The organism is Thiomicrorhabdus xiamenensis, assembly GCF_013282625.1.
Taxonomy (GTDB): Bacteria; Pseudomonadota; Gammaproteobacteria; order Thiomicrospirales; family Thiomicrospiraceae; genus Thiomicrorhabdus; species Thiomicrorhabdus xiamenensis.
This window is the reverse complement of sequence record NZ_CP054020.1, coordinates 2,542,291-2,564,831: the sequence shown is the minus strand read 5'-3', so window position 1 is coordinate 2,564,831 and position 22,541 is coordinate 2,542,291. Positions and strand designations below refer to the sequence as shown.

Sequence of the window (22,541 nt, the reverse complement as noted above, 5' to 3'; positions counted from 1 at the left end):
AAAGCTTAAAAATCAGCCCTATACGGCTAGCTTTTGGGCGGATAAAACATTATCATGTGCCACCGTTTAGGCCAAACTTAATTGAGCTAAAACAACAAAGGTAAAAACGATGAGCGAAAAGCCAAATACCCCACCGAGCGATGAAAATAGAGGTGCTCCGGGGGCTGCTGCGAACTATTTACTCCTGAGCGCAGGATCGATTTTTACCTCCATGTTGATTGCAGGATTTATTGTCGGGTACGTATTGGACGAAATTTTCGATACCCGACCGATTCTGATGCTGGCTTGTGCACTATTGGGCTTTATCGGCGGAATCCAGAAGGTTATTCATTTGACCAAGCGTCTGGATAACGTTCAATCAGAGAAAAAAGATGATTAGAAACGTCGATACGGCATATAAGGTACAGGGCATTATCGGGATTGCCGTTGTAGTGTTTTACGCGACCCAGGGACATGTTGCGGGCGCGGCTTATGGTTTCGTTATCGGGCTGCTGAACATTTTTATGTTGCAGTTTACCTTCCAAAAAGCCAATAAACGTGCGGCGGAAGACCCGAAAGCGGGCATGCTGGTTTTATATCTGAGTGCAGTAATCAGATTCATTCTGTTGGCTGTGTTTTTTGTATTAGGGCTGTCTATTCTCGATCAGAGCGAGGCGTTCCCGGTCATTATCACTTTTGTGTTAATGCAGATCGGGCAACTCTTTAATTTGAAAGGGAAAAGACGTTTGACTGACTAAGGAGTAGACCCTTGAGTGCTGAAAAAATGGGAACGGTCGAGTATATCCAACACCACTTGACCAACAACACCATTGGTGAAGGTTTCTGGACCTTCAACATGGATACGATTATTGTCAGCTTTTTGCTTGGTGCGCTGATCGTCTTTACGGCGGCTCGTCTAGGTAAACAGCTTGAAAGCGGAACCCCAGGCGGTTTCCAGAACTTCGTTGAATCGATTCTAGACTTCGTTTCGACTAACGTTCGTGATGCTTTCCCAGGACATAACCCGCTTATCGCGCCAATCGCGTTGACCATTTTCCTATGGGTTTGGATGATGAACTTCATGGATTTGATCCCGGTTGATCTACTACCTTGGTTGTTCCAGATTGTTACAGGTGATTCTCACGCATACTTGAAAGTTGTTCCGACTACGGATCTAAACACGACTTTGGCGATGGCGTTCACCGTATTTGCATTGATTCTTTATTACAACATCAAGATTAAAGGCATCGGTGGCTTTATCAAGATGTTCCTATTCCATCCTTTCGGTAAGTTCTTCGTACCGGTCAACATTGTAATGACTGCGATTGAAGAAGTTTCCAAGCCGCTATCTCTTGCTCTGCGTTTGTTCGGTAACATGTTCGCAGGGGAATTGGTATTCCTACTGATCGCATTGATTGGTGGAACTCTAGCAGTGGGTGCCGCTGCCCTATTCTGGGCACCACTACAAGTATTGCTTGATCTAGGTTGGTTGATTTTCCACTTGTTGGTTATCACCTTGCAGGCATTTATCTTTATGGTGCTCACAATTGTTTATCTGGGAATGGCACACGACGAAGGTCACTAATCCTCAGGTAGGCAATAAAGAAGTCCGGTGTCTCTTTTAGGAGGGACACCAAACAGGGTTTAAGCGCACCTACTTAAGTTTTCGCAAGGATGCCTAAGTAAAAAGCTTTTTTTTAACTATTAACTTTTCTAACTTTAAACTTTGGAGAAAATCGATGGAAGTAACTGCTACTATGATCGCTGATATCTACGCTGCAACTGCTATTGGTGTAGGTGTTATCTTGGCTGCTGCTGGTTTGGGTTCAGCAATCGGTTGGGGTCTAATCTGTTCTAAAACTCTAGAAGGTATTGCTCGTCAGCCTGAAATGCGTCCTGCGCTTATGACTAACATGTTCATCTTCGCTGGTCTTATGGAATCTTTCCCATTCATTATCCTAGCTTTCGCAATGTGGTTCCTATTCGCTAACCCATTCGTTGGTGCAATGACTGCTGCTCTAGGTGCTTAATCCTAAGCGTGGAAACTGTATCTAATTAATTTTTTAATTACTTAAACGAATGGCGAGGTAACCACTGTGAGTATTAACGCAACGCTTCTCATCCAGATTATTGCATTTGTGCTATTGATCTGGTTTGTGAACAAGGTGCTGTGGGGGCCACTTTCGAAGTTAATGGAAGAGCGTCAGAAGAAAATCGCTGACGGACTTTCTGCTGCTGAGAAAGGTAAGCATGAGTTGGAGCTAGCTGAACAGAAGGCTAAAGAAGTCCTTAAAGAAGCAAAAGCTCAAGCTCAAAACGTTCTAAGCCAAGCTGAAAAGCGCGGTTCTGAAATCGTAGAAGATGCTAAAGTCAAAGCGACTGAAGAAGCAGAACGTATTAAAGCTTCCGCCCAAGCAGAAATAGAGCAAGAAGTAAGTCGTGCAAGAGAGCAACTACGTAAAGAAGTTGCAACAATTGCCGTATCTGGTGCAGAGAAAATTCTAGGTAAAGAAGTTAACGCTGCTGCGCATAACGACATGCTAGAAGCCCTAGTAAAACAAATCTAATCTAGGGGAAGCTCTATGGCAGAATTAATGACAATTGCAAGACCTTACGCAGAAGCGGTCTTTGCTCTAGCTAAAGAAGAGCAAACGCTTGCAGCTTGGTCAGAACAGTTAGCAAATCTTGCAGCCATCACAAATGATGCCGCTATGCAGGATGTGCTAAATGATCCTTCACGTACTGAAGATGAAATCCTTGGGATTTATGCTGCGGTAATGGGTGAAGGTCTGACTGAACAAGGCAAGAACCTGTTGACTGCTATGGCTGATAACAAACGTCTTCCGGCTTTATCTGAAGTTGCTGAGCAATTTGAGATTCTTAAAGCCGAAGAAGAGAAACGCGTTCGCGCGACTGTTGTTTCAGCTTTCGACGTAACGGATGAGCAGAAGAATAAATTAAGTGCTGCTTTAAATGCTAAGTTTGATGCCGAAGTAGAGATCAGTTATGAAGTTGATCCTTCACTGGTCGGCGGCATTAAGATCAAAGTCGGTGACTGGGCGCTAGACGGCTCGGCACTTACGCAACTGAACAAACTTGGCGCAGCAATCGCCCAATAATGGAGAGGAACAAACATGCAATTGAATGCCTCTGAAATCAGCAGCCTGATCAAAGACCGTATTAAAGGTTTTGAAGGTGCAGCTGAGTCTGGCAGCGAAGGAACAGTCGTTAGCATCGCAGATGGTATCGCACGTGTTCACGGTGTGTCAGATGTAATGTATGGTGAGATGGTTCAATTTGACGAGAACACTTTCGGTATGGCGCTTAACCTTGAGCGTGACTCTATCGGTGTTGTTGTTCTTGGTGAATACAAACACATTTCTGAAGGTGACAAGGTAACTTGTACCGGTAAGATCCTAGAAGTACCAGTTGGTCCGGAAATGATGGGCCGTGTTGTTGACGGTCTTGGTCGTGCAATCGACGGTAAAGGTCCAATCGACGCTAAAATCACTTCACCTATCGAGCGTATCGCTCCTGGTGTTATCGACCGTAAATCGGTTGATCAGCCAATGATGACTGGTATCAAGTCTATCGACTCAATGATTCCAATCGGTCGTGGTCAGCGTGAGTTGATCATCGGTGACCGTCAGATCGGTAAGACTGCTATCGCAATCGATGCAATCATTTCACAGAAGAACACTGGTGTGAAATGTGTATACGTAGCGATGGGTCAAAAAGCATCTACTGTTAACAACGTACGTCGCAAGCTGGAAGAAACTGGCGCGATGGAAAACACTGTTATCGTTGCGGCTAACGCGTCTGATCCAGCAGCACTACAATACCTAGCGGCATACGCTGGTTGTGCAATGGGTGAGTACTACCGTGACCGTGGTGAAGATGCACTGATCATCTATGATGACTTGACTAAACAAGCGCAAGCTTACCGTCAAATCTCACTACTACTTCGTCGTCCTCCTGGGCGTGAAGCATTCCCTGGTGATATCTTCTACCTACACTCACGTCTACTTGAGCGTGCTGCTCGTGTAAGCGAAGACTACGTAGAACGTTTCACTAACGGTGAAGTAAAAGGTAAGACTGGTTCTTTGACTGCTCTTCCTATTATTGAAACTCAAGCGGGTGACGTATCTGCTTTCGTACCTACTAACGTTATCTCGATCACTGACGGTCAGATCTTCCTTGAGACTTCAATGTTCTCACAGGGTATCCGTCCTGCGGTTAACGCTGGTCTATCTGTATCCCGTGTTGGTGGTGCTGCACAGACTAAAGCGATCAAGAAACTTGGTGGTGGTATCCGTCTTGACCTGGCTCAGTACCGTGAACTTGCGGCTTTCGCACAGTTTGCTTCTGATCTAGATGCGACAACTAAAGCACAGCTAGAGCGTGGTAAGCGCGTAACTGAGCTTATGAAGCAGAAGCAATTTGCTCCGCTTACAATCGCTGAGATGGCTGCTTCTCTGTTTGCTGCAAACGAAGGTTTCCTAGACGACGTAGAAGTTGAAAAAGTTCTTGCGTTTGAAGCTGGTATGCACGCACACATGAACTCTGCACACGCTGACCTAGCCGCTAAGATCAACGATGGTGGTGCTTGGAACGATGATATCGCTGCTGAGCTTAAAGCTTGCATCGAAGAGTTCAAAGCGAACGGCGTTTACTAAGAGTAAGGAGTAGGCCATGGCAGGCGGTAGTAAAGAAATACGAGCCAAAATTGGTTCCGTAACGAATACCAAAAAAATCACCAAAGCCATGGAGATGGTTGCGGCGTCTAAAATGCGTAGAGCACAAGCACGCATGGAAGCGACTCAGCCATACGTCGAAAAAGTGAAGAGAGTGATCAGCCACGTAGCGGCAGCTCACCCTGAGTATAAGCATCCTTATACTCAGACTCGTGACAACGTTAAGCGCGTTGGCTTGATCGTAGTCTCTTCTGATCGAGGTCTTTGTGGTGGTTTAAACTCAAACTTATTCCGTAAAATCTTGCCAAAGATGAAAGCTTGGCAAGAAGCTGGTGTTGAGGTTGAACTTGCCCTGGTCGGTAACAAAGCAAAAACTTTCTTCCGTTCTTACGGTGGTAATGTTGTCGCTTCTGTTTCTGATCTAGGTGATACCCCTCACATTGAGGACCTGGTTGGTACAGTTAAAATCGTTCTTGATAAGTTCGATGCCGGTGAAATTGACGAAGTTTATGTTGCGTCTAACGTATTCGTAAACACTATGTCGCAAGATCCGACTGTTACCCAATTGGTTCCATTGCAAGCTGAAGATAAACATGACAACTCTCGTTGGGATTACCTTTACGAGCCGGATGCAAAAACAGCACTTGATCTGTTGATGCGTCGTTATGTTGAAGCTACCGTTTTCGGTTCTGTGGTTGAAAACGCAGCCTGCGAGCAAGGTGCTCGTATGATTGCGATGAAGAACGCAACCGACAACGCGGGTGAAATGATCAATGAATTGAAGCTGTCTTACAATAAGGCGCGTCAAGCTGCGATCACAGCTGAAATTTCAGAAATCGTTGCTGGTACAGCGGCTGTTTAAGTTTGAAAGTTTCAATAAAAGGTTAAAGATTATGAACGGAAAAATCGTACAGGTTATCGGCGCCGTTGTAGACGTCGAGTTTAAAGGTGCTGATTTACCAAAAATCTATGACGCGTTGATTGTTGAAGAAACCGGTCTAACGATCGAAGTTCAACAGCAGATCGGTGATGACACTGTTCGCGGTATCGCGATGGGTGCTTCTGACGGTCTTAAGCGTGGCATGTCTGTTAAAAATACTGGTGAAGCGATTTCAGTACCAGTAGGTAAAGCAACACTAGGTCGTATCTTCGACGTTCTTGGTAACGCGATCGATATGGCTGGTCCAGTAGAAGCTGAGCAGAAAATGGTTATTCACCGTGAAGCTCCAGCATTTGACGAGCTAGCGGCTTCTCAAGATCTACTAGAAACAGGTGTTAAAGTTATCGACCTTATCTGTCCTTTCGCGAAAGGTGGTAAAGTTGGTCTATTCGGTGGTGCCGGTGTTGGTAAAACCGTAAACATGATGGAGCTTATCCGTAACATCGCTATCGAGCACAGTGGTTACTCTGTATTCGCTGGTGTTGGTGAGCGTACTCGTGAAGGTAACGACTTCTACTACGAGATGGAAGAGTCAGACGTACTTGACAAAGTTGCCCTGGTATATGGTCAGATGAATGAGCCACCAGGTAACCGTCTACGTGTTGCTCTTACTGGTCTAACAATGGCTGAGTTCTTCCGTGATGAAGGTCGTGATGTTCTATTCTTCGTTGATAACATCTACCGTTACACACTAGCTGGTACTGAGGTATCTGCACTTCTAGGTCGTCTACCGTCTGCGGTAGGTTACCAGCCTAACCTAGCTGAAGAGATGGGTCAGGTTCAGGAGCGTATCACTTCAACTAAGACTGGTTCGATCACGTCTATCCAAGCGGTATATGTACCTGCGGATGACTTGACTGACCCTGCTCCAGCTACTACCTTCGCTCACTTGGATGCGACTGTTGTACTTAACCGTGGTATCGCTGAACAGGGTATCTACCCTGCGATCGATCCACTAGACTCTACTTCACGTCAGCTTGACCCTCTAGTTGTTGGTCAGGAGCACTATGAAGTTGCACGTAACGTTCAGCAAACGCTACAACGTTATAAAGAGTTGAAAGACATCATCGCGATCCTAGGTATGGATGAACTTTCTGAAGAAGACCGCAACTTGGTTGCACGTGCTCGTAAGATGCAGCGTTTCTTCTCTCAGCCATACTTCGTAGCGAAAGTTTTCACTGGTGAAGATGGTCGTTATGTTCCACTGAAAGAAACTATCCGTGGATTCAAAATGATCGCATCTGGTGAACTGGACGACGTTCCTGAAAAAGCGTTTATGTACGCTGGGGACATCGACGAAGTTCTAGAGAAAGCGAAAAAATACCAAGGGTAATTAATTATGGCAGTCTCAATGCAAGTAGATGTTGTTAGTGCGGAGGGTTTAATCTTCTCTGGTAAAGCAGAGCAGGTCTTCGCACAGGCTGCCGATGGTGAGGTTGGTATCCTTCCTCACCATACCCAGTTTTTAAGCTCGCTTAAGCCGGGCGCAGTTCGCGTTGTTACTGGTGACGAAGAAGGTATCTTCTACGTTAACGGCGGCATTATCGAAATTCAGCCAAGTGTAGTGACTATCCTTGCGGATACCGCTATTCGCGCAGCTGACCTAGATCAAGCTCAAGCTGAAGAAGCTAAGCGCGCAGCTGAAGAAGCCATGGAAAATGCTAAATCTGAAACCGATATTGCTCGTGCTCAGATTGAACTTGCAGAAGCCGTTGGCCAAATTCAAGCGATCAGCAAAATGCGCGATCGTTTGCATAAGACTGGGTTGGCTTAATTGTTACCCCTGTAAAGAAGCGGGCCTTGTGCCCGCTTTTTTTTTCCTTGTTGATTATTTGCGCGGCTTGCGGGCAATCTCTTCGTCAAGGACGTGTCGTGTAGATTTCTATACTCACTTACCTTTCCTCGACCTTGCACCACAATCCATCACAATGAATCTAACAGTAATAGACAAAATACTTTTTGTTTAAATCTATGGGCATTAAGATTAGTGTTTATTAGTTTACGCAAAGTTAAATAACTGGATTATCTATGGCATTAAAAGTCGTCATTCTTGCTGCGGGTAAAGGGACCCGTATGCGTTCTTCTTTACCGAAAGTTCTCCAGCCGCTTGCGGGTCAGCCGCTATTGCAGCATGTCGTGAATACGGCGCAGTGTCTGCAAGCGGAGCAGATATTGACTGTGGTCGGTCATCAGTCACATCTGGTTGAAGAAGCGATGGCGGAGCAGGGTATTTATTTTGTTGCCCAGACAGAACAGTTAGGTACGGGGCATGCGGTTCAACAGGTGGTGCCTGAGATCGACGACATGGATACCGTTTTAGTTTTATATGGGGATGTCCCACTCACTGCGCAAACGACGCTTGAAGACTTGTTAGCGCTCGTTTCTGAGCAACACCCTCTGGCACTGTTGACCATTAATCTTGATAATCCGACCGGCTACGGACGCATTGTTCGTGACCAACACCTGGCGGTTCAAGCCATTGTCGAACAGAAGGACGCGAGCACCGAACAGCTGGCGATTCAGGAAGTGAACACTGGTATTCTGGCGGCTAAAGGCGCTCACTTGAAAGCCTGGCTGGGCAAGCTTAGCAATGAGAATGCCCAGGGTGAATATTATCTGACGGATATTATCGCCATGTGCGTTGCCGACGGTTATACGGTGCAAACCACGCAGCCGGCTGCGGAAATTGAAGTCTTGGGTGTGAATGACAAGGCGCAATTGCAGGCTTTAGAGCGCCAGTATCAAATGCAATTGGCGAATCAACTGATGACCCAGGGGGTGACTCTGATCGATGCTTCGCGCCTTGATATCCGCGGTTCGGTAACTGTGGGACAAGACGTACAGATCGATGCGAACGTTATCTTTGAAGGGGATGTGATTCTCGGCGATAACGTCCAAGTCGGCGCCAATTGTATTTTAAAAAGTGTCACCATTGCAGCCGGTACGGTTATTCATCCGTTTAGCCATCTTGAAGAGTGTGTCGTGGGTGAGAAGGTCTCTGTCGGCCCTTATGCTCGATTGCGCCCTGGCACGGATCTGGCTGATGAAGTTCGTATCGGAAACTTTGTCGAGACCAAAAAGGCAAAAATCGGCAAGGGATCCAAAGTCAATCATTTAAGTTATGTCGGCGATACCCTGATGGGATCAGGCTGTAACGTAGGAGCCGGCACAATTACCTGTAATTATGACGGCGTCAATAAACACCTGACGGAAATCGGCGATAACGTTTTTGTCGGCTCCGACACTCAACTTGTTGCACCAGTAAAGGTGGGGGATGGTGCCACGATTGGTGCAGGATCCACCATTACCAAAGAGGCGCCCGCCGAAATGCTGACATTGTCTCGCTCCAAACAGTTAACCATTAAAAATTGGGCCAAGCCGGTTAAAAAATAGTTTTAAGCTGTTCGTTGGTGCATGAAGCGCTCGTCGTTCGGTACTAAAGAATTCAATTTTCGGGAATTATTATGCAGTATCTAAACATCGATCCGATCAAATGCGAGCCGTTGCGCGACTACATGTCCGCAAACGGTTGGGAAGTTGCCCATCAGGATGTCGGCCAGACCGAATTATGCGGTTATGGTTATGTCATTCAGTGGAAAAAAGGCGACTATAAAGTCACTATGCACTATGAAGATCATCAAGGAAAGGCGCAGGCTAACCTTGAGATGTCTGCGGCTGTGCGTCCGGAAATCGATGCTTTTATCGAGGCCGCCTAAGTCCTTCCATTACCGTTTTGGCGATCAGTTATAATTAGCGGCAAATTCCTAGATTTTGTCCCTGATTGTGTAATATGTCGCCGAAACTGCAAGCTTATATCGACCTGACCCGCCTTAATCGTCCCATTGGGATTTATCTGGTTTTGTGGCCCGCTTTGTGGGCGCTATGGATTGCCGCCGACGGCATGCCGGATTTATGGATTCTAACGGTGTTTATTCTCGGCTCGGTGCTGATGCGATCGGCCGGATGTGTCATTAACGATTATGCGGATCGAAACTTCGATGGTCAGGTTGCTCGCACCTGCTGCCGTCCGTTGGCGACTGGCGTTTTAAGTTCCAAAGAGGCTTTGGGCTTTTTTGCGCTACTCTGCCTGTTTGCTTTCGGGCTGGTCTTAACGCTTAATGCTCTGACGATTTGGCTCTCTTTCGCTGCGGTTGCTCTGGCCGCACTTTATCCTTTTATGAAACGTCACACCTACTGGCCGCAAGCCTTTCTGGGGGCGGCTTTCGCATGGGCGATTCCAATGGCCTTTGCAGCCGTGAGCGGAGAGGTTCCGGCCGCAGCCTGGCTGTTGTATGCAGCAACACTGGTCTGGTCTCTGATTTACGATACGGCTTATGCTGTCGGTGATATGCCGGACGATTTGAAAGTCGGGATTAAATCGACGGCGATTCTGTTCGGCGATAAGTTAGTCTATTGGATCGGCTTTTTTGAGCTTCTGATGCTGGCGCTGTTATATTTTGCCGGTCAGGCATTCGAGCTGGGCATTCTGTATTACGGGGGGCTGGCGATTGCCGCTTTGTGGTTTGCATATGACCTCAAGCGCTTGGCCTCGGGGTGTGCACAAACTGCTTTCAGAGTATTCCTGCAGAATCACTGGGTTGGCGTTATTATTCTTGCCGGTATTATTCTCGACAAAGCCTGTTCGTGACTTATTGCAGCATCTGGCTTTTGGGAACGCCCATTTCCTGACCGAGATCCCATTCGGCGTTAGCGACCGCTTCACTGATGATTTTCAGCATGGGGCCGATAAGATCCGGATGGAATGGCAAAATGAGTCCCTGTCCCTTGTGCGGTTCGAGAATAAAAGTAGCCAACTCCTTATCCAGATCCTGAAAACGGATCTTTGCCAACAGAATCGGTTCTTCGCCGAGCGGATAGGTCGGATTTTCGGGCGCTTCGTACTCATTCGAATAATCGCCCATAAGTTGCGGCTTATCATCAGCTTCATCGCTGCTTGCGGTATTATCAAGATCGAATAAAGGTTCGCCGGTTACCGGATGTAATCCGTGCAGCGCCGGTAAAAGCAATTTACAGAAGCGGCGCGTGACCCACGCTTGATAGACATGATCGTTGAGGGTTTTAAACTTTAAGAGTATTCTGTCTTCGAAAGCGTTAAATGTTGCCTGAATCTGATTGATTTGATCACTCACTATTGAATTTCCGCGTATTTGTTTTCTTCCTGCAGGGGGCGCTATTGTACCAAAACCGCACCATAAAACGGCTGTTTGCTAAAGTCAGCTTCCGTTGGCATGTGTTGGCGGTGTCTGTGCTGTTTTGTAGCGTTTTGGCCGCGACACAGGCTCAAGCGGAAGAAACTCTGGGTGGGCCAGAAAAGGAGCCGAAATACCTTTTTGAAAACTATCATCCCGGGATGATCGTGGATGCGATTGAACAGTTGGTTGGACTCAAATACGAGGTAACCGATTATCTGGATGATGTCGGTGATCGCGTTGACCGCTTCCTAGGCGACGAAACGCTGGAAATTCAACGCAAGGGAAGTAAGCTCAAGCTGTATTTCCCGGTGACCTTCTATGACAACGGAACTTTACGCAGTCGTCCGAATTTTCGTGTGTATATTGACCTGCCGCGATGGCGGAAAAGAGTCAAGTTTCTGATTTCATCGTTTGACGAAAGCGATCCAGATGTTGAGGACGACGGGATCGGCTCGCTTGAGTCGAAACCGGTCAGAGACGATACTGCCGTGCCGCAGCGCACAACCTTCGCCGCCCAGTACCTGGTCAACAGTAGCGCCAACTTCCTGTTGCAGTTCGATGTCGGTCTCAAATTTGACGAAACCCGCCCCAATCCCTATGTTCGCTGGCGCCACCGTTACAGATCCAAGTTTGATAGCGGTTTGACGAGTCGGACCAGTCAGGACTTTATTTATGAACGTATGAGCCACTTTGTCTGGAAAATCACTCAGGTTTTCGACTATCCGACCGAGCATAATCTGTTTCGTAGCGAAACGCGTGGAACCTGGTTATATGACGAAAATCTTTATGAACTACGTCAGCGGGGTACGGTTTTTTATCAGATCAATCCGCACCGGATTCGCTCTTACTTTATTGAGGTCAAAGGAAACATTCATACAGACACCTTTAATCAGGATCAGGTGACGTTAGGAATGAACTGGCGGGAAAAGCTCTATCAGGAGTGGCTGTTCGCCGAAATGCAACCCCGCCTGAGCTGGTTTGCCGAAGATGACTTCGAGCAACCGGAGTTTAGCATCAGCTTTATGCTGGAAATGCTTTTCAGCAAATCCTGAATGCCTACGGCATTCGATGCAGGAAAACTTCGGTCAGCAGTAGCGGGAAATCGCTATGGGTATCATGCCAGAAAACAGAACGTCTGGCGTGCCGTAAAGAGGCATCCAGCGGTAAACGCTGCTTGGGAAAATGCTGAAAACGGAAATCGCTGCGGCAGATCTGTTTGATATCAAACAGAATTTCTCCGAGAGGCTGGGTGCCAAGTTTCTGCAGCATCAGCCAAGGGTTACCGCTTTCGAAATAGGGGATCACGGTACGTGCAAAGACCCAATCTTGTCCGTCACATTGCAGTAAGACCTCTCTGATCCATACCCGCTGATGCGTTTGCAACCCAAGCGCCTGGCGTTCGTCTTCATAGGCCAAGGCGAATGCCTGTTTCAGGACTTTAACCTGCATCTGCGGACAGTGTTGGCGAATTCTACGCGTCAGCGACTTTGGCGTACGCAACCAGGATTTCTGTCGTGGCTGCTCTGTAATGCGGCTTAGCAAGGCATCCGCATACCATCGCTTCTCCGCCGGGGTTGATCCACTCAAAGGCATAGTAAAAACTCTCTAGGCATTCTGGTATTCGACTCGATGGCCGATCCATCTATGTTGCAGGGCGTCGACTCTTTGCGGATCATTATGCAGCATTAAGGCGCTGTATTCTTGGGCAAGAGGAATAAAGCGTGCGTCACGTTGCAGGTCGGCGATTCGCAGCTGAAGCCCTCCAGTCTGACGCGTACCGAGAATTTCGCCCGGTCCGCGGATTTTAAGGTCTTCTTCGGCAATTCTAAAGCCGTCATTGGTGTCGCGCATAATATTTAATCGTGCCTTGCCGGTGGTCGACAAAGGCGGCTGATAGAGCAGCACACAGTGGCTCTGTTTTTCGCCTCGACCAACCCGGCCGCGTAGCTGATGCAGTTGAGCCAGTCCCAGACGTTCGGCATTTTCGATAATCATCAGGCTGGCATTCGGAACATTTACACCGACCTCTATCACGGTTGTCGCGACCAGCAGGTCAAGATCATGCCGTTTGAATGCATTCATGACCAGCGCTTTTTCTTCTCCTTTCAAACGGCCGTGAACCAGACCGACCCGCAGGTCAGGCCAGCGGTCGGTAAATTGCGTGGCCGTCACCTCTGCCGCTTGGGCATGCAGCAGTTCCGATTCCTCGATCAACGGGCAAACCCAGTATGCCTGCACACCCTGCGTACATTTGGCATACAGGTGTTCCATCAGTTCATCACGCTTGGTCGTACTCATAACGGCGGTTTCGATGGGTTTTCGGCCCGGTGGTAACTCATCAATTACCGAGAGATCGAGATCGCCGTAGGCGGTCATGGCCAGAGTCCTTGGAATAGGTGTCGCGGTCATAATCAATTGGTGTGGATGCACCTCTAACTTGTCTTTTTGAGCCAGATCATTGTTGGACTCAGCCTTCCGTTGCTCATGTACACCTTGAGTACACTGCGCTCCGGGTTCTTCGTCCGCCTCAATCTGACTTAAAAATCCGTCGTTATAGGATTTATCTGCCGCGACCTTGAGCAAATTATCTCCCACTGCTTCTTTGTTGCTTTCAGGATTAAAAGGCTCACTGGCACTTTGAGCCAACTGAGCGTCGGTTCCTTCATGGGCCTTGAACTGAGGTAAAACATCTCCCTCTGAAGTAGCGTCCTGCAGTGCTGCGCTATCTTCGCCTTCTAGAACGATTTTTTGCCCTTTTTGCTGCAATGTCAGCCGTTGGTGGACACCAAAACGATGCTGTTCATCGATAATGACAAGGCCGAGGTTATTAAAGTTGACCGCATCCTGAAACAGCGCGTGCGTTCCGACGACGACGTTGGCTTCGCCGCTTTCCACCTGCGCCAGCATCAGCCGTTTTTCGGCCGCTTTCATGCGCCCGTTTAACCAGGCGACCGAAATATCCAGTGGTTCCAGCCACTCCTGAAACGCATTGAGGTGCTGTTCAGCCAGAATTTCGGTCGGCGCCATGATTGCCACCTGATAGCCGGCTTCCGCGGCCTGGATGGCTGCAATGGCGGCAACGACGGTTTTCCCCGAACCGACGTCGCCCTGCACCAGACGCTGCATCGGATGTTGCCGTTTTAAATCCTGACCGATTTCATCCAGAACTCTCTGCTGGGCTCCGGTCAGCGAAAACGGCAGAGAGGCGAGCAATGCATTCACTTTTTGGCTCGGCGGAAAGGCGGGGGCAAGGCGTTTTTGTTCTTCCTGACGCAGTTTCTGCAAACCGATCTGCTGACTGATTAATTCCTCAATAATCAGGCGCTGTTGCGCGGGATGGCAAAACTGTTTAATGGATACAAGGTCATCCGACGCCTGTGGTTGATGCAGGGTGACTATGGCCTGGTTGAGATCCGGTAATTGCAGTTCCTGTAAAAGATCAGGCGGTAGTAATTCCGGAAGCGGCGAAGATTTTACAAGATCCAACGCTTGAGTAATCAGTTTGATGATGCTCGGTTGTCCGAGTCCTTCTGTCGTCGGGTAAACCGGTGTCAGAGTGCTGTCCAGAGGTTTCGGGTTTTCCAGATTAATAAACTGGTAGTGGGGGTGCACCATTTCCAGACCATTCGGGCCGGAACGGACTTCGCCGTAGACACGTACGGTTTTCCCGCGGGTGAAACTCTGTGCCTGGCGGTAATGATAGTGAAAGAAACGCAGTGTCAGACAGGCTCCGCCGGGTGACTGGATGGTAACCAACAGGCTGTTACGTCCGCCACGCGTCATCGCTTGGGAAATAATGGTTCCTTCGGTCTGCGCTTCGACGCCTACCAGAAGAGAGTCAATCGGCGTCAGTCGGGTTTTATCCTGATAGCGCAACGGCAGATGAAGCAGCATATCCTGGATCGTAAACAATCCAAGTTTATGCAGTTTTTCCAGTTGTTTCGGACCAACCCCTTTTAGGGTATCCAGTGAATTGCTTTCTAACATTGACGCGGTTTCTTTTCGGGACTGGCGAAAATTTTATCAAAAACTTTATTGGCTTGGCGGCGGCTTGCTTCGACTATGTTTCACGTGGAAAGGCTTTGTTGATACGGATACCGCGATGACAAGCTTACATTATGAGTCGGTTTCTTGATCATTGGGTATATTTTACGTACTATTGATGATAAAGATGAAAATCATTTACGCTGTATTTTTCCTCTTTTAATTGCTCGTAAGAGTCGTTTGTTGAGATAAAGAGGTGCCTTATGCGTCGCTCAACCGCTCTATTTGTCACCCTGATGATTTTGCTGCTGGTATTGGTTACAGTCGCTTTGGGATGGCGCGTGCAAGTCGAAAAGCGGCAATTTATCGAGCATCAGCACTTTATTATGCGCAAGCAGGCTGAAATCACCGCCAAAGATATTGAAGCTCGGGTGAATGCATTGCGTGACAGCATGATCGCCATTTCACTGGATGATTTATGGCTCAGAGAGCTGGAAACCTTTCACAGCATCGACGAACTGCAGAAGTCGCTGTTTGAACGCTTCAAACTTTATTTTCCTTCAATGATCGGATTCGGTATCGCCGATGAGCATGGCGAAATTCTATGGTCGAATCTGGATTTCTTTGTCAGTGACGTTTGTCGTCAGGACCTGGAAAAAAGCGCCGAGATCTTAAGTCTGCAAACGCAATACTACGACTACAAGACCTATCTCCATCCTCAACCCGGCAACTACCATTTCGATATGATTTTTCCGGTCCTCTGGAATCAGAAGAAACTGGTCTTTTTTATGAGTTTCAGTCCCAAGCCTCTGTCCGAAGCGCTCAGGGAGAGCCAAATTTCTCAGCACGAAGTGTATTTGTTGAGAAGCGACCGTCAAGGATTGATTGAAGTGACCACCGAAGGCACGCGAGAGACTTTAAGCAGGCCCTATTTCCTGCAGGAAGATGAACTCCGCAGGGTGGCTGCTAAGGTAGCGGTTTCCAATACACTATGGGAGGTGGCCGTTGTTGAAAATCCGCTGATTCTAAAACGTTTTGCTCAGCATCTTATTTGGCACGCCGCAGTCGTCTGGGGTGTTTTCGTCGTGCTTTGGCTGGGGCTGTTATGGTTTGCGATGCATCATGAAAAACATCAAGGGCATTTGTTTAAACGCCTGAACCATCTTTCCATGCATGACGAACTGACTGGCTTGGCCAATCGCAGAATGCTGATTCAAGGAGCAGGGGAAGCGCTGAAAAATTTACAGAATGAAGGCATTCAGTCCGGATTGATGTATTTGGATCTGGATGATTTTAAACCGGTAAATGACCGCTATGGGCATGATATGGGTGATAAGTTGTTACAGGCGTTTGCCATTCGGCTCCAGAAATATACCCGTATCGATGATCTGGTTGCCCGTTTGGGGGGCGATGAGTTCGTGATTATGTTTCAGGGACTGGCGACACCTCCGGAATCGGCGGTTGCTCAATTGCGTGATATGACTGAACGTTATCAGAGTTTATTGAACGAGCCCTATGAGATTGACGGCAAGCAGATCGTTTGCCATATCAGTATCGGTTGGATTCTTCTGTTGCCGCAAATGGAGGGTGCCGACGAGATTCTCAGGCAGGCCGATAAAGCGATGTATCAGCAGAAAAAGCGCAATAAACAGGCTCGAGAGCAGATTTAGAGAATGGTTCGCGGCGCAAGTCTGGCGAAAAGTGTGCAAAGAATTGAAGATTTGAATAATTGGAGTATCGGGTTTAAGGCAAGCAGTAAAAGGCGTCTAATTAATGACTGATGTCGAAGGAGGTGGACATGTTAAGTAAAAAGATCAAAAAGCTGTTGAACAGACAGGTAAACGCGGAGTTTTACGCTTCGAATATTTATCTTCAGATGTGTGCCTGGGCAGAGGCCGAAGGTCTGGACGGAGCGGCGGAGTTTTTTCGCGGCCACAGTCTTGAAGAGCGCGAGCATATGGACAAGATTTTTAACTATATGGCCGAGTGTGGTGCACCGGTCACGATCGAAGAGATTCCGAAACCGCCTAGCGAATACGACAATCTGATGGAAGTGCTCAAAGCGGCGTTCAAACACGAGAAAAAAGTGACCGCGATGATTAAGCAGATCGCTAAAACCGCATTTGAAAAAGAAGACTATACGACGTTCAATTTCATCGAATGGTTCATTGCCGAACAGCATGAAGAAGAGGTTTTGTTCGGTAAGGTTCTTGGCAAGGCGGAAATGCTCGGTTTTACCGGCGAGCCTGGGCAGACGCTACACATTATGGATAGCTATTTGAAGCGTTTGGCCGCAGCGCATTAAATACAAGCATGCCAAGGATTATAAGCGGTCAGGAGAAGCCGTTCCCGACCGCTTTTTTATGCCTTTCATAGCAAGACAGCGCTGTGGTCGCTGTTTATAAGACTCCTAAAAACCCTAAAATTCTGGTAAGGTTCTATAAAAATTTAACGTTATTCAATTTTTCATAGATAATAATCTATATCTTTAGGGAAGTCATTGATGGCTCGATTGGTTGTAATAGATTTAGATGGGACCTTATTAAATTCAGACCACCAGGTTGGTGATTTGACTGTTCGAACTCTGCAGGCGTTATATGCCAGTGGTGCCGAACTGATGATTGCCACCGGCCGTCATTTTCAGGATGTCTATCTGATTGCCCAGAAGATTAAAGTGCCGGTCAGCTTCATCACCTCCAACGGAGCTCGTATTCACGATCACCACGGCAGACTGCTGTACGAAAATCATATTCCGCAAGAGCTGGTTGCCAGAGTATTAGATATCTCAGCAGACTATGCCGTGCATCGAAATATCTATCAGGGCGATGTCTGGTTGGTTGAAGAGGAAAACGAGCCGTTGCTGGATATACACAAGGCATCCGGCTTTGAGTATCAGCGGGTAGATTTTTCCGAGCTTGACCCCGAGCACATCGACAAATTCTACTTCAATGCACCCCATGCCAAACTGGTTCCGCTTGAGCGCAAATTAAAGGACGCTTTGGGAGATCAGCTTTACATCACCTTCACTACGGAAATCTATCTGGAGGTTATGAACAAGGGTGTTTCCAAAGGGACAGCGCTCGCCCAGCTTTGTGCCGAGAGAGGCATCGACGCTTCCGAGGTGATGGCTTTCGGCGACGGCTTTAACGATATTGATATGTTGCAGTGGGTGGGACGTCCGGTGGTCATGGCCAATGCTAATGAGGCTCTGAAAGAGCAGCTTCCGTATGCTGACCAGGCGTTAAGTAATGCCGAGGAGGGGGTGGCGCTCTATTTGCAACAGAATCTGCTGGAGGTTAAGGCTCTGTAGGTGTTAAGGGTTCAGTTGTGCCAGACGCGAGTCGAGTTGCTTCAGATGCTCTTGGTTGAGCCCCAGTACGGCTAAACAGCGTTCGATCTGTTCCTGTTCGTTGGCGCTGTTGCGGTGAGAATTCCCCTGTTTGGAGTTCTTGATACGTAAATCCATTTCCAGAAAGTGCGCCATTTTGAGCAAGGCAACGTTTCTGCGCAGAGCAGGCTCTTTTATCCGTTGGGTATGTTGTTCGTGGTGCAGAAGAATAGTATTGGCAATTATTTTCGGAAGATGCAGCTCGTGGGCAATCACATAACCGAGGGCGCTATGAGAAGTACCGTATTTTTTGTAGTCCCGATCGTTGGCAGCGTGGAAACTCTTGTGGCTTTGATGGAACGTCATGCCGTAACTTTCATCCATCTTGTGAATGGCAAAAGCACCGATATCGTGAATTAAACCGAGCAGATACGCTTCTGAAGGTTTAAGCAAATTGGTTTCGAGTGCGATTAGACTGGTGATTTCAGCGATTATCTGGCTGTGGTAACTCAAGCCGCTAATAGAATTTTCCAGAAAATTCTTTTTAATATGTATCGAGGTTACGTAATCGCGCAGATTGTTAATCCCAAGCCGGAAAAGCGCACTTTCGAGATCTCGTACGGGAATCATCTTACTATTGAAAAGCGAGGTATTGGCCAGAGAGATGAGTTCCGCGGCAAGATAGGGGTTGCGGCTGATCAGCTCGACCAGTTTCTTTATGCTCGGCATCTCATGTTCTTGCAGGAGTTGTTGCAACTGAACGAGCTCGTCAGGAAGGATTGGAATATCGATCTGCTTAATTAATTCGCGGGCAACTTGAACCTGAGTTCCATAGGTAGGCATTGTAATCATCCCTGAAAATGAGTGAGTCCGATTATAGGTGATCTGTCTACTTGAGGAAAATTGTTTGCGGTTGTAATGTCGATTAGCCGAACGGGAAGTCCGGCAATTCGTCGTTAGAGGGCAGGATTTTCTAATTCAACTCAAAAGGCGAACTACCTTTTAAGTCGATTGTATGCTTTCTGGCAGCTTTGTTTTCCCTGTTTTGCACACTTTTCATACCAGTGAGCAGCCTTGCCCTTATCGATATTTTGATCGTAATCGCCATTTTCATAAATTTTTCCGAGAGTGAACATCGCGTTAGTGTCACCGTGGTTGGCTGCATTCTGATACCAGTGGATCATGCGTGAGTAGCTTTTCGCTTCACAAACACCTCTGGTTGCGTAGTAAGCAAGAGTATTGCTCGCCTCGATATGTCCCTGATTGGCAGCCTGCTGGAACAAACCGTAAGCTTCTTGGTTGCAACCTTCTGTACTGTTCGCCAATTTAAGCGCTTTTGAATAGAGTGTTTCGGCTTCATTCTGTTGTTGGTTTTGCGGTTTTTTTGCCGCATGTTTGGGTTCTGCAACTGGCGATTGAGCATGACTTTCTCTGGCAGGCTGTTGAGCTTTATGTGTATTAGATTGCAGCTTTTGAACTGCTTGGCAGGCTTTGTTATGCTGCTTCTGGCAACTCTTTTGATAATATTGCAGGGCAATTTTCAGATTCTGTGTGACGCCGACTCCCTGTTCATAAACCATGCCGCTGAGATAGCAGCCGTTAGCATCTTCAAGACGACAGGATTTAACAACAAGCTCTGCTGCTTTGGTGGGATCTTTCGTAACCCCTTGTCCTTTAAAATAAATCCCTGCAAGCGCATTACAACTAAAGGCGTGATCGCCATCGCAGTATGCTTGGTAGAGTTTAAAAACATTTTGGCAACCATCTGCATTGCCACCATTGCAGGCCTTCTGAAAAAAGTCGATCGCCATGGCGACATTCTGTTTAATACCGTCAGCATTGTTGTATTTGGCGCCGAGATAGTTGCATGTCTCTGCGTCACCATACTCACAGGCTTTGCTGTAAAAATCGATGGCTTTGCCAGGGTTTTTTTTGACGCCTCTACCTGAATCGTACATCAAACCAATTTTTGTGCATGAATTGGCATCGCGATAGGTGCATCCTTTCTGGTAAAACGCTAAGGCTTTTGCATAGTTGTTATTCCTATCATACGCCAAGCCGATAACTGAACAGGCATCCCCCCGGCCTTCATGACAGGCTTTTTCAAAGTCAAAATCAGCGAATGAATTTGTACTAAATAAAAGAGTTGTCAGGGCAGTCAGTATCCATTTTTTCATAATGCTTTTTTCTTGTTTAGTCTTTATATGAGATGTGATTTTTGTGGTTTTAAAAATATCTTTTTCTAAGGCCTTGAAAAGGCCAAAGAAGCCAGAATAGAGGCGGAATTAATAAAGAAACCGACAGAAACCAGTCAGATCAATAGTCATTGAGATTGTCCTAATGTGAGATTATTAGTTAATTGGTTTTAGAGAGTTATCTTTGAAGCAAACCACAAGCAACGTTGTGGCCTAAATCACAGGCTTTATTCAAATATTTGCGTGCTTCGATTTTATTCTTTTCGAACATTTTTTTTTGTCCTAAAGCAAAACAACTGTCGCTATTTTGCAAGTCGCAACCTTTCTGGTAGAGAGGCATTGCTTTTGAAACCGAGGAAGGTACACCTTTTCCATACATATAACTTTCTCCTGCTTCATAGCAGCCTCTGCCATCTCCTAGATTGCAGGCTTTTGAGTAAAACATTACTGCTTTAGCTGGGTTTTTAGTAAATCCTATATGCTCCTGAAGTGGGTCATGACCAAAGCCGAGAGTGACGCATGCATCTGCAATATTTCTATCACACTCTTTTCTTAGCAAGGCGCCCATTTTTTTAAACTCTTTTTTGCGATAAAAAACCGTTGCAAGAACAGTGCAGCCGTTGGAATCACCCAGATCACAGGCTTTTTGAGAAAGCTTTTCTGCGAGAAGAAGGTCTTTAGTTCCATCTGTTCCGTTCAGATAAAAATCACTTAGAAATCTGCACCCTTTAGCATTATCTAAATCACAGGCTTTTTGGTAAAAACGAGAAGCTTCAGCCAGGTTTTTTTCTACTCCTCTGCCGATTTCATAATAGTATCCGGCACTGACACAGCCTTGACCATCCTTAAGATCACAACCTTTTGAGAACAGACTGATGGCTTTGGAATAATCTTGAGGAGCTTCCTCTCCGAGTGCATAGCTAACGCCGTAATTTGTACACCCCATTCCATCTCCTAAATCACAGGCGCGCTTAAAGAATAGAAAAGCTTTCTTGTCATCCTTTTCAATGCCATCACCATTGCCGTAGATATTTCCGGCATGCCGACAGGCTTCAGCGATATTCAAATCACACCCTTGGGAAAAGTATTTGATTGCCTGTGGTATGTTGCGGGAAATAATGGAACCATCGTATAGAAATCCTCCCAGCATGAGACAGGCATGACCTTCTTTGCCTTTACAGGCGCGGTCAGCTAATTCAATGCCTTTATTAATGTCCTTTTCAACGCCCTTGCCGCTAAAATACATTCCACCAAGGTAATCACAACCGGTGGCATTTCCAGCATCACAGGAGTGTTTAAACAGTTTGACTGCTTGCAAATGACTTTGTGTAACACCTCGTCCTTCAACAAGCATCACGCCAAGAGAATTACAGGCTAGCATTTGTCCTGAATCGCACGCTTTCTGATACAGTTGAGCGGCCTTGGTGTAATCTTGAGCATCATAGGCAGCATCGGCTTGATCTTGGTACTCTTCCTTGTCTTGCGAATTCATCTTGGCTAGATTGCTGCAACCTGTTTCATTGCCGCCGTTGCAGGCTTTTCGGAAAAACTGAGTCGCTTTTCCGACATGCTGTTCAACTCCATTGCCTTCATAATATTGAACGCCGACATGATTGCATATTTCAGCGTTTCCATTTTCGCAGGCCTTGGTCAGGAAGTTCATTGCCTGAGATGTGTTCTGCTTTACGCCTTCTCCCTCTTTATACATGATGCCGAGGTTAAGGCAGGCGACAGAGCTCCCTCCTTCGCAACCTTTTCGGTAATAATTTACCGCTTTGATATTGTCTTCCGGTATTCCTTTGTCTCCGTCATACATTTCGCCAAGAATCGTGCAGCCATCAGCATTACCCAAATCGCATGAACGTTGGAAATATTTGAGGGCAGCTGAAAAGTTCTGCATTTGATTATTTATGATGCCAATGTTGAAACAGCCTACAGAATTCCCGCCGTCACAGCCTCGTTGATAAAGGGTTATCGCTTTGGATTGATCTTGTTTAACCCCTTCCCCCTGGTCATACATAAAGCCTAGCATTGCGCAGGCTGATGCCTGGTTCTCATTGCAGGCTTCTTCAAAAAGTTTGAGTGCTTTCGGATAATTTTCGGCTTGATAAGCTTGATGGGCCTGTTCAATATCGACTTGAGCGAATGAATCTATACTTAAGGTCAGAAGCAGTAGAGGGAGTATCCATTTATTCATCATGATTTTCT

Annotated in this window: 23 protein-coding genes; 17 read left to right on the top strand and 6 right to left on the bottom strand. The window is 46.9% G+C overall.

Annotated features, from left to right (window positions below; translation table 11 throughout):
• Nucleotides 1-109 precede the first annotated feature (109 nt).
• From HQN79_RS11835 to ubiA, 13 genes are all read left to right on the top strand, one after another.
• Complete coding sequence (locus HQN79_RS11835; protein WP_173286806.1) at nt 110-379, top strand: AtpZ/AtpI family protein; 270 nt, start codon at nt 110-112, stop codon at nt 377-379.
• The gene (locus HQN79_RS11830) at nt 372-737 is read left to right on the top strand and encodes an ATP synthase subunit I (protein ID WP_173286804.1); all 366 of its coding nucleotides are present in this window, start codon (nt 372-374) and stop codon (nt 735-737) included. The genes HQN79_RS11835 and HQN79_RS11830 overlap by 8 nt, the downstream gene beginning before the upstream one ends.
• 11 nt (nt 738-748) lie before the next feature.
• Entirely contained in the window at nt 749-1,564 is an 816-nt protein-coding gene (gene atpB, locus HQN79_RS11825) for a F0F1 ATP synthase subunit A (RefSeq protein WP_202984495.1), read from the top strand.
• 154 nt (nt 1,565-1,718) lie between these two features.
• On the top strand, nt 1,719-2,009 hold the full coding sequence (gene atpE, locus HQN79_RS11820; RefSeq protein WP_019557536.1) for a F0F1 ATP synthase subunit C: 291 nt from the start codon (nt 1,719-1,721) through the stop codon (nt 2,007-2,009).
• A gap of 66 nt (nt 2,010-2,075) precedes the next feature.
• A complete protein-coding gene (locus HQN79_RS11815; RefSeq protein WP_173286802.1) occupies nt 2,076-2,546 on the top strand; it encodes a F0F1 ATP synthase subunit B in 471 nt (156 codons plus the stop codon).
• A 15-nt stretch (nt 2,547-2,561) separates the two neighbouring features.
• Nucleotides 2,562-3,098, top strand: coding sequence for a F0F1 ATP synthase subunit delta (locus HQN79_RS11810; RefSeq protein WP_173286800.1), 537 nt, complete (start codon nt 2,562-2,564; stop codon nt 3,096-3,098).
• A 15-nt stretch (nt 3,099-3,113) separates the two neighbouring features.
• Nucleotides 3,114-4,655 carry a F0F1 ATP synthase subunit alpha gene (atpA, locus tag HQN79_RS11805; protein ID WP_173286798.1) on the top strand — a complete coding sequence of 514 codons (1,542 nt, stop codon included), beginning with the start codon at nt 3,114-3,116 and terminating at the stop codon, nt 4,653-4,655.
• A 16-nt stretch (nt 4,656-4,671) separates the two neighbouring features.
• Nucleotides 4,672-5,535 carry a F0F1 ATP synthase subunit gamma gene (atpG, locus tag HQN79_RS11800; RefSeq protein ID WP_173286796.1) on the top strand — a complete coding sequence of 288 codons (864 nt, stop codon included), beginning with the start codon at nt 4,672-4,674 and terminating at the stop codon, nt 5,533-5,535.
• A 28-nt stretch (nt 5,536-5,563) separates the two neighbouring features.
• Nucleotides 5,564-6,946, top strand: a complete 1,383-nt coding sequence (gene atpD, locus HQN79_RS11795; RefSeq protein ID WP_202984575.1) for a F0F1 ATP synthase subunit beta — start codon at nt 5,564-5,566, stop codon at nt 6,944-6,946.
• A 6-nt stretch (nt 6,947-6,952) separates the two neighbouring features.
• Nucleotides 6,953-7,387, top strand: coding sequence for a F0F1 ATP synthase subunit epsilon (locus HQN79_RS11790; protein WP_173286792.1), 435 nt, complete (start codon nt 6,953-6,955; stop codon nt 7,385-7,387).
• Nucleotides 7,388-7,641: 254 nt separating this feature from the next.
• Nucleotides 7,642-9,006 carry a bifunctional UDP-N-acetylglucosamine diphosphorylase/glucosamine-1-phosphate N-acetyltransferase GlmU gene (gene glmU / locus HQN79_RS11785; RefSeq protein ID WP_173286790.1) on the top strand — a complete coding sequence of 455 codons (1,365 nt, stop codon included), beginning with the start codon at nt 7,642-7,644 and terminating at the stop codon, nt 9,004-9,006.
• Nucleotides 9,007-9,077: 71 nt separating this feature from the next.
• Complete coding sequence (locus HQN79_RS11780) at nt 9,078-9,329, top strand: hypothetical protein (RefSeq protein ID WP_173286788.1); 252 nt, start codon at nt 9,078-9,080, stop codon at nt 9,327-9,329.
• 74 nt (nt 9,330-9,403) lie between these two features.
• The gene (gene ubiA / locus HQN79_RS11775; protein ID WP_173286786.1) at nt 9,404-10,261 is read left to right on the top strand and encodes a 4-hydroxybenzoate octaprenyltransferase; all 858 of its coding nucleotides are present in this window, start codon (nt 9,404-9,406) and stop codon (nt 10,259-10,261) included.
• Nucleotide 10,262: 1 nt separating this feature from the next.
• On the opposite strand, the gene HQN79_RS11770 is transcribed toward ubiA, so the two are convergent.
• A complete protein-coding gene (locus HQN79_RS11770) occupies nt 10,263-10,763 on the bottom strand; it encodes a hypothetical protein (protein WP_173286784.1) in 501 nt (166 codons plus the stop codon).
• Between the two features lie 44 nt (nt 10,764-10,807).
• On the opposite strand from HQN79_RS11770, the gene HQN79_RS11765 reads away from it, so the two are divergent.
• Nucleotides 10,808-11,878 (top strand): hypothetical protein, encoded by a 1,071-nt coding sequence (locus HQN79_RS11765; protein ID WP_173286782.1) that lies wholly within the window; start codon nt 10,808-10,810, stop codon nt 11,876-11,878.
• Nucleotides 11,879-11,882: 4 nt separating this feature from the next.
• Here HQN79_RS11765 and HQN79_RS11760 read toward each other — a convergent pair whose 3' ends face one another.
• Together HQN79_RS11760 and HQN79_RS12080 are read right to left on the bottom strand one after the other, a co-directional pair.
• A complete protein-coding gene (locus HQN79_RS11760; protein ID WP_173286780.1) occupies nt 11,883-12,419 on the bottom strand; it encodes a chorismate--pyruvate lyase family protein in 537 nt (178 codons plus the stop codon).
• A gap of 12 nt (nt 12,420-12,431) precedes the next feature.
• A complete protein-coding gene (locus HQN79_RS12080; protein WP_238843382.1) occupies nt 12,432-14,813 on the bottom strand; it encodes an ATP-dependent DNA helicase RecG in 2,382 nt (793 codons plus the stop codon).
• A gap of 260 nt (nt 14,814-15,073) precedes the next feature.
• Between HQN79_RS12080 and HQN79_RS11745 the strand changes: the two genes are divergently transcribed.
• The 3 genes from HQN79_RS11745 to HQN79_RS11735 all read left to right on the top strand — a co-directional run bounded on the left by HQN79_RS11745 (nt 15,074) and on the right by HQN79_RS11735 (nt 18,120).
• Nucleotides 15,074-16,480: a GGDEF domain-containing protein gene (locus HQN79_RS11745; RefSeq protein ID WP_173286778.1), complete on the top strand. Its 1,407-nt coding sequence runs from the start codon at nt 15,074-15,076 to the stop codon at nt 16,478-16,480.
• 128 nt (nt 16,481-16,608) lie between these two features.
• Entirely contained in the window at nt 16,609-17,115 is a 507-nt protein-coding gene (locus tag HQN79_RS11740; RefSeq protein ID WP_173286776.1) for a ferritin, read from the top strand.
• Nucleotides 17,116-17,313: 198 nt separating this feature from the next.
• Nucleotides 17,314-18,120: an HAD family hydrolase gene (locus HQN79_RS11735; protein ID WP_173286774.1), complete on the top strand. Its 807-nt coding sequence runs from the start codon at nt 17,314-17,316 to the stop codon at nt 18,118-18,120.
• Nucleotides 18,121-18,123: 3 nt separating this feature from the next.
• Here the strand turns inward: HQN79_RS11735 and HQN79_RS11730 are convergent, their stop codons facing one another.
• From HQN79_RS11730 to HQN79_RS11720, 3 genes are all read right to left on the bottom strand, one after another.
• Nucleotides 18,124-18,981, bottom strand: a complete 858-nt coding sequence (locus HQN79_RS11730; protein WP_173286772.1) for an HDOD domain-containing protein — start codon at nt 18,979-18,981, stop codon at nt 18,124-18,126.
• A gap of 152 nt (nt 18,982-19,133) precedes the next feature.
• A complete protein-coding gene (locus tag HQN79_RS11725) occupies nt 19,134-20,315 on the bottom strand; it encodes a tetratricopeptide repeat protein (RefSeq protein ID WP_173286770.1) in 1,182 nt (393 codons plus the stop codon).
• A gap of 196 nt (nt 20,316-20,511) precedes the next feature.
• Nucleotides 20,512-22,533 carry a tetratricopeptide repeat protein gene (locus HQN79_RS11720; protein ID WP_173286768.1) on the bottom strand — a complete coding sequence of 674 codons (2,022 nt, stop codon included), beginning with the start codon at nt 22,531-22,533 and terminating at the stop codon, nt 20,512-20,514.
• Between the last annotated feature and the right edge of the window lie 8 nt (nt 22,534-22,541).

Excerpts from the sequence above, each read along its gene's own strand:
- HQN79_RS11835 (WP_173286806.1), top strand. The coding sequence starts at position 110 with ATGAGCGAAAAGCCAAATACCCCACCGAGCGATGAAAATAGAGGTGCT.
- HQN79_RS11830 (WP_173286804.1), top strand. The coding sequence starts at position 372 with ATGATTAGAAACGTCGATACGGCATATAAGGTACAGGGCATTATCGGG.
- atpE (WP_019557536.1), top strand. The coding sequence starts at position 1,719 with ATGGAAGTAACTGCTACTATGATCGCTGATATCTACGCTGCAACTGCT.
- HQN79_RS11810 (WP_173286800.1), top strand. The coding sequence starts at position 2,562 with ATGGCAGAATTAATGACAATTGCAAGACCTTACGCAGAAGCGGTCTTT.
- atpA (WP_173286798.1), top strand. The coding sequence starts at position 3,114 with ATGCAATTGAATGCCTCTGAAATCAGCAGCCTGATCAAAGACCGTATT.
- atpG (WP_173286796.1), top strand. The coding sequence starts at position 4,672 with ATGGCAGGCGGTAGTAAAGAAATACGAGCCAAAATTGGTTCCGTAACG.
- HQN79_RS11790 (WP_173286792.1), top strand. The coding sequence starts at position 6,953 with ATGGCAGTCTCAATGCAAGTAGATGTTGTTAGTGCGGAGGGTTTAATC.
- glmU (WP_173286790.1), top strand. The coding sequence starts at position 7,642 with ATGGCATTAAAAGTCGTCATTCTTGCTGCGGGTAAAGGGACCCGTATG.
- HQN79_RS11780 (WP_173286788.1), top strand. The coding sequence starts at position 9,078 with ATGCAGTATCTAAACATCGATCCGATCAAATGCGAGCCGTTGCGCGAC.
- ubiA (WP_173286786.1), top strand. The coding sequence starts at position 9,404 with ATGTCGCCGAAACTGCAAGCTTATATCGACCTGACCCGCCTTAATCGT.
- HQN79_RS11760 (WP_173286780.1), bottom strand. The coding sequence starts at position 12,419 with ATGCCTTTGAGTGGATCAACCCCGGCGGAGAAGCGATGGTATGCGGAT.
- HQN79_RS12080 (WP_238843382.1), bottom strand. The coding sequence starts at position 14,813 with ATGTTAGAAAGCAATTCACTGGATACCCTAAAAGGGGTTGGTCCGAAA.
- HQN79_RS11745 (WP_173286778.1), top strand. The coding sequence starts at position 15,074 with ATGCGTCGCTCAACCGCTCTATTTGTCACCCTGATGATTTTGCTGCTG.
- HQN79_RS11740 (WP_173286776.1), top strand. The coding sequence starts at position 16,609 with ATGTTAAGTAAAAAGATCAAAAAGCTGTTGAACAGACAGGTAAACGCG.
- HQN79_RS11735 (WP_173286774.1), top strand. The coding sequence starts at position 17,314 with ATGGCTCGATTGGTTGTAATAGATTTAGATGGGACCTTATTAAATTCA.
- HQN79_RS11730 (WP_173286772.1), bottom strand. The coding sequence starts at position 18,981 with ATGCCTACCTATGGAACTCAGGTTCAAGTTGCCCGCGAATTAATTAAG.
- HQN79_RS11725 (WP_173286770.1), bottom strand. The coding sequence starts at position 20,315 with ATGAAAAAATGGATACTGACTGCCCTGACAACTCTTTTATTTAGTACA.
- HQN79_RS11720 (WP_173286768.1), bottom strand. The coding sequence starts at position 22,533 with ATGATGAATAAATGGATACTCCCTCTACTGCTTCTGACCTTAAGTATA.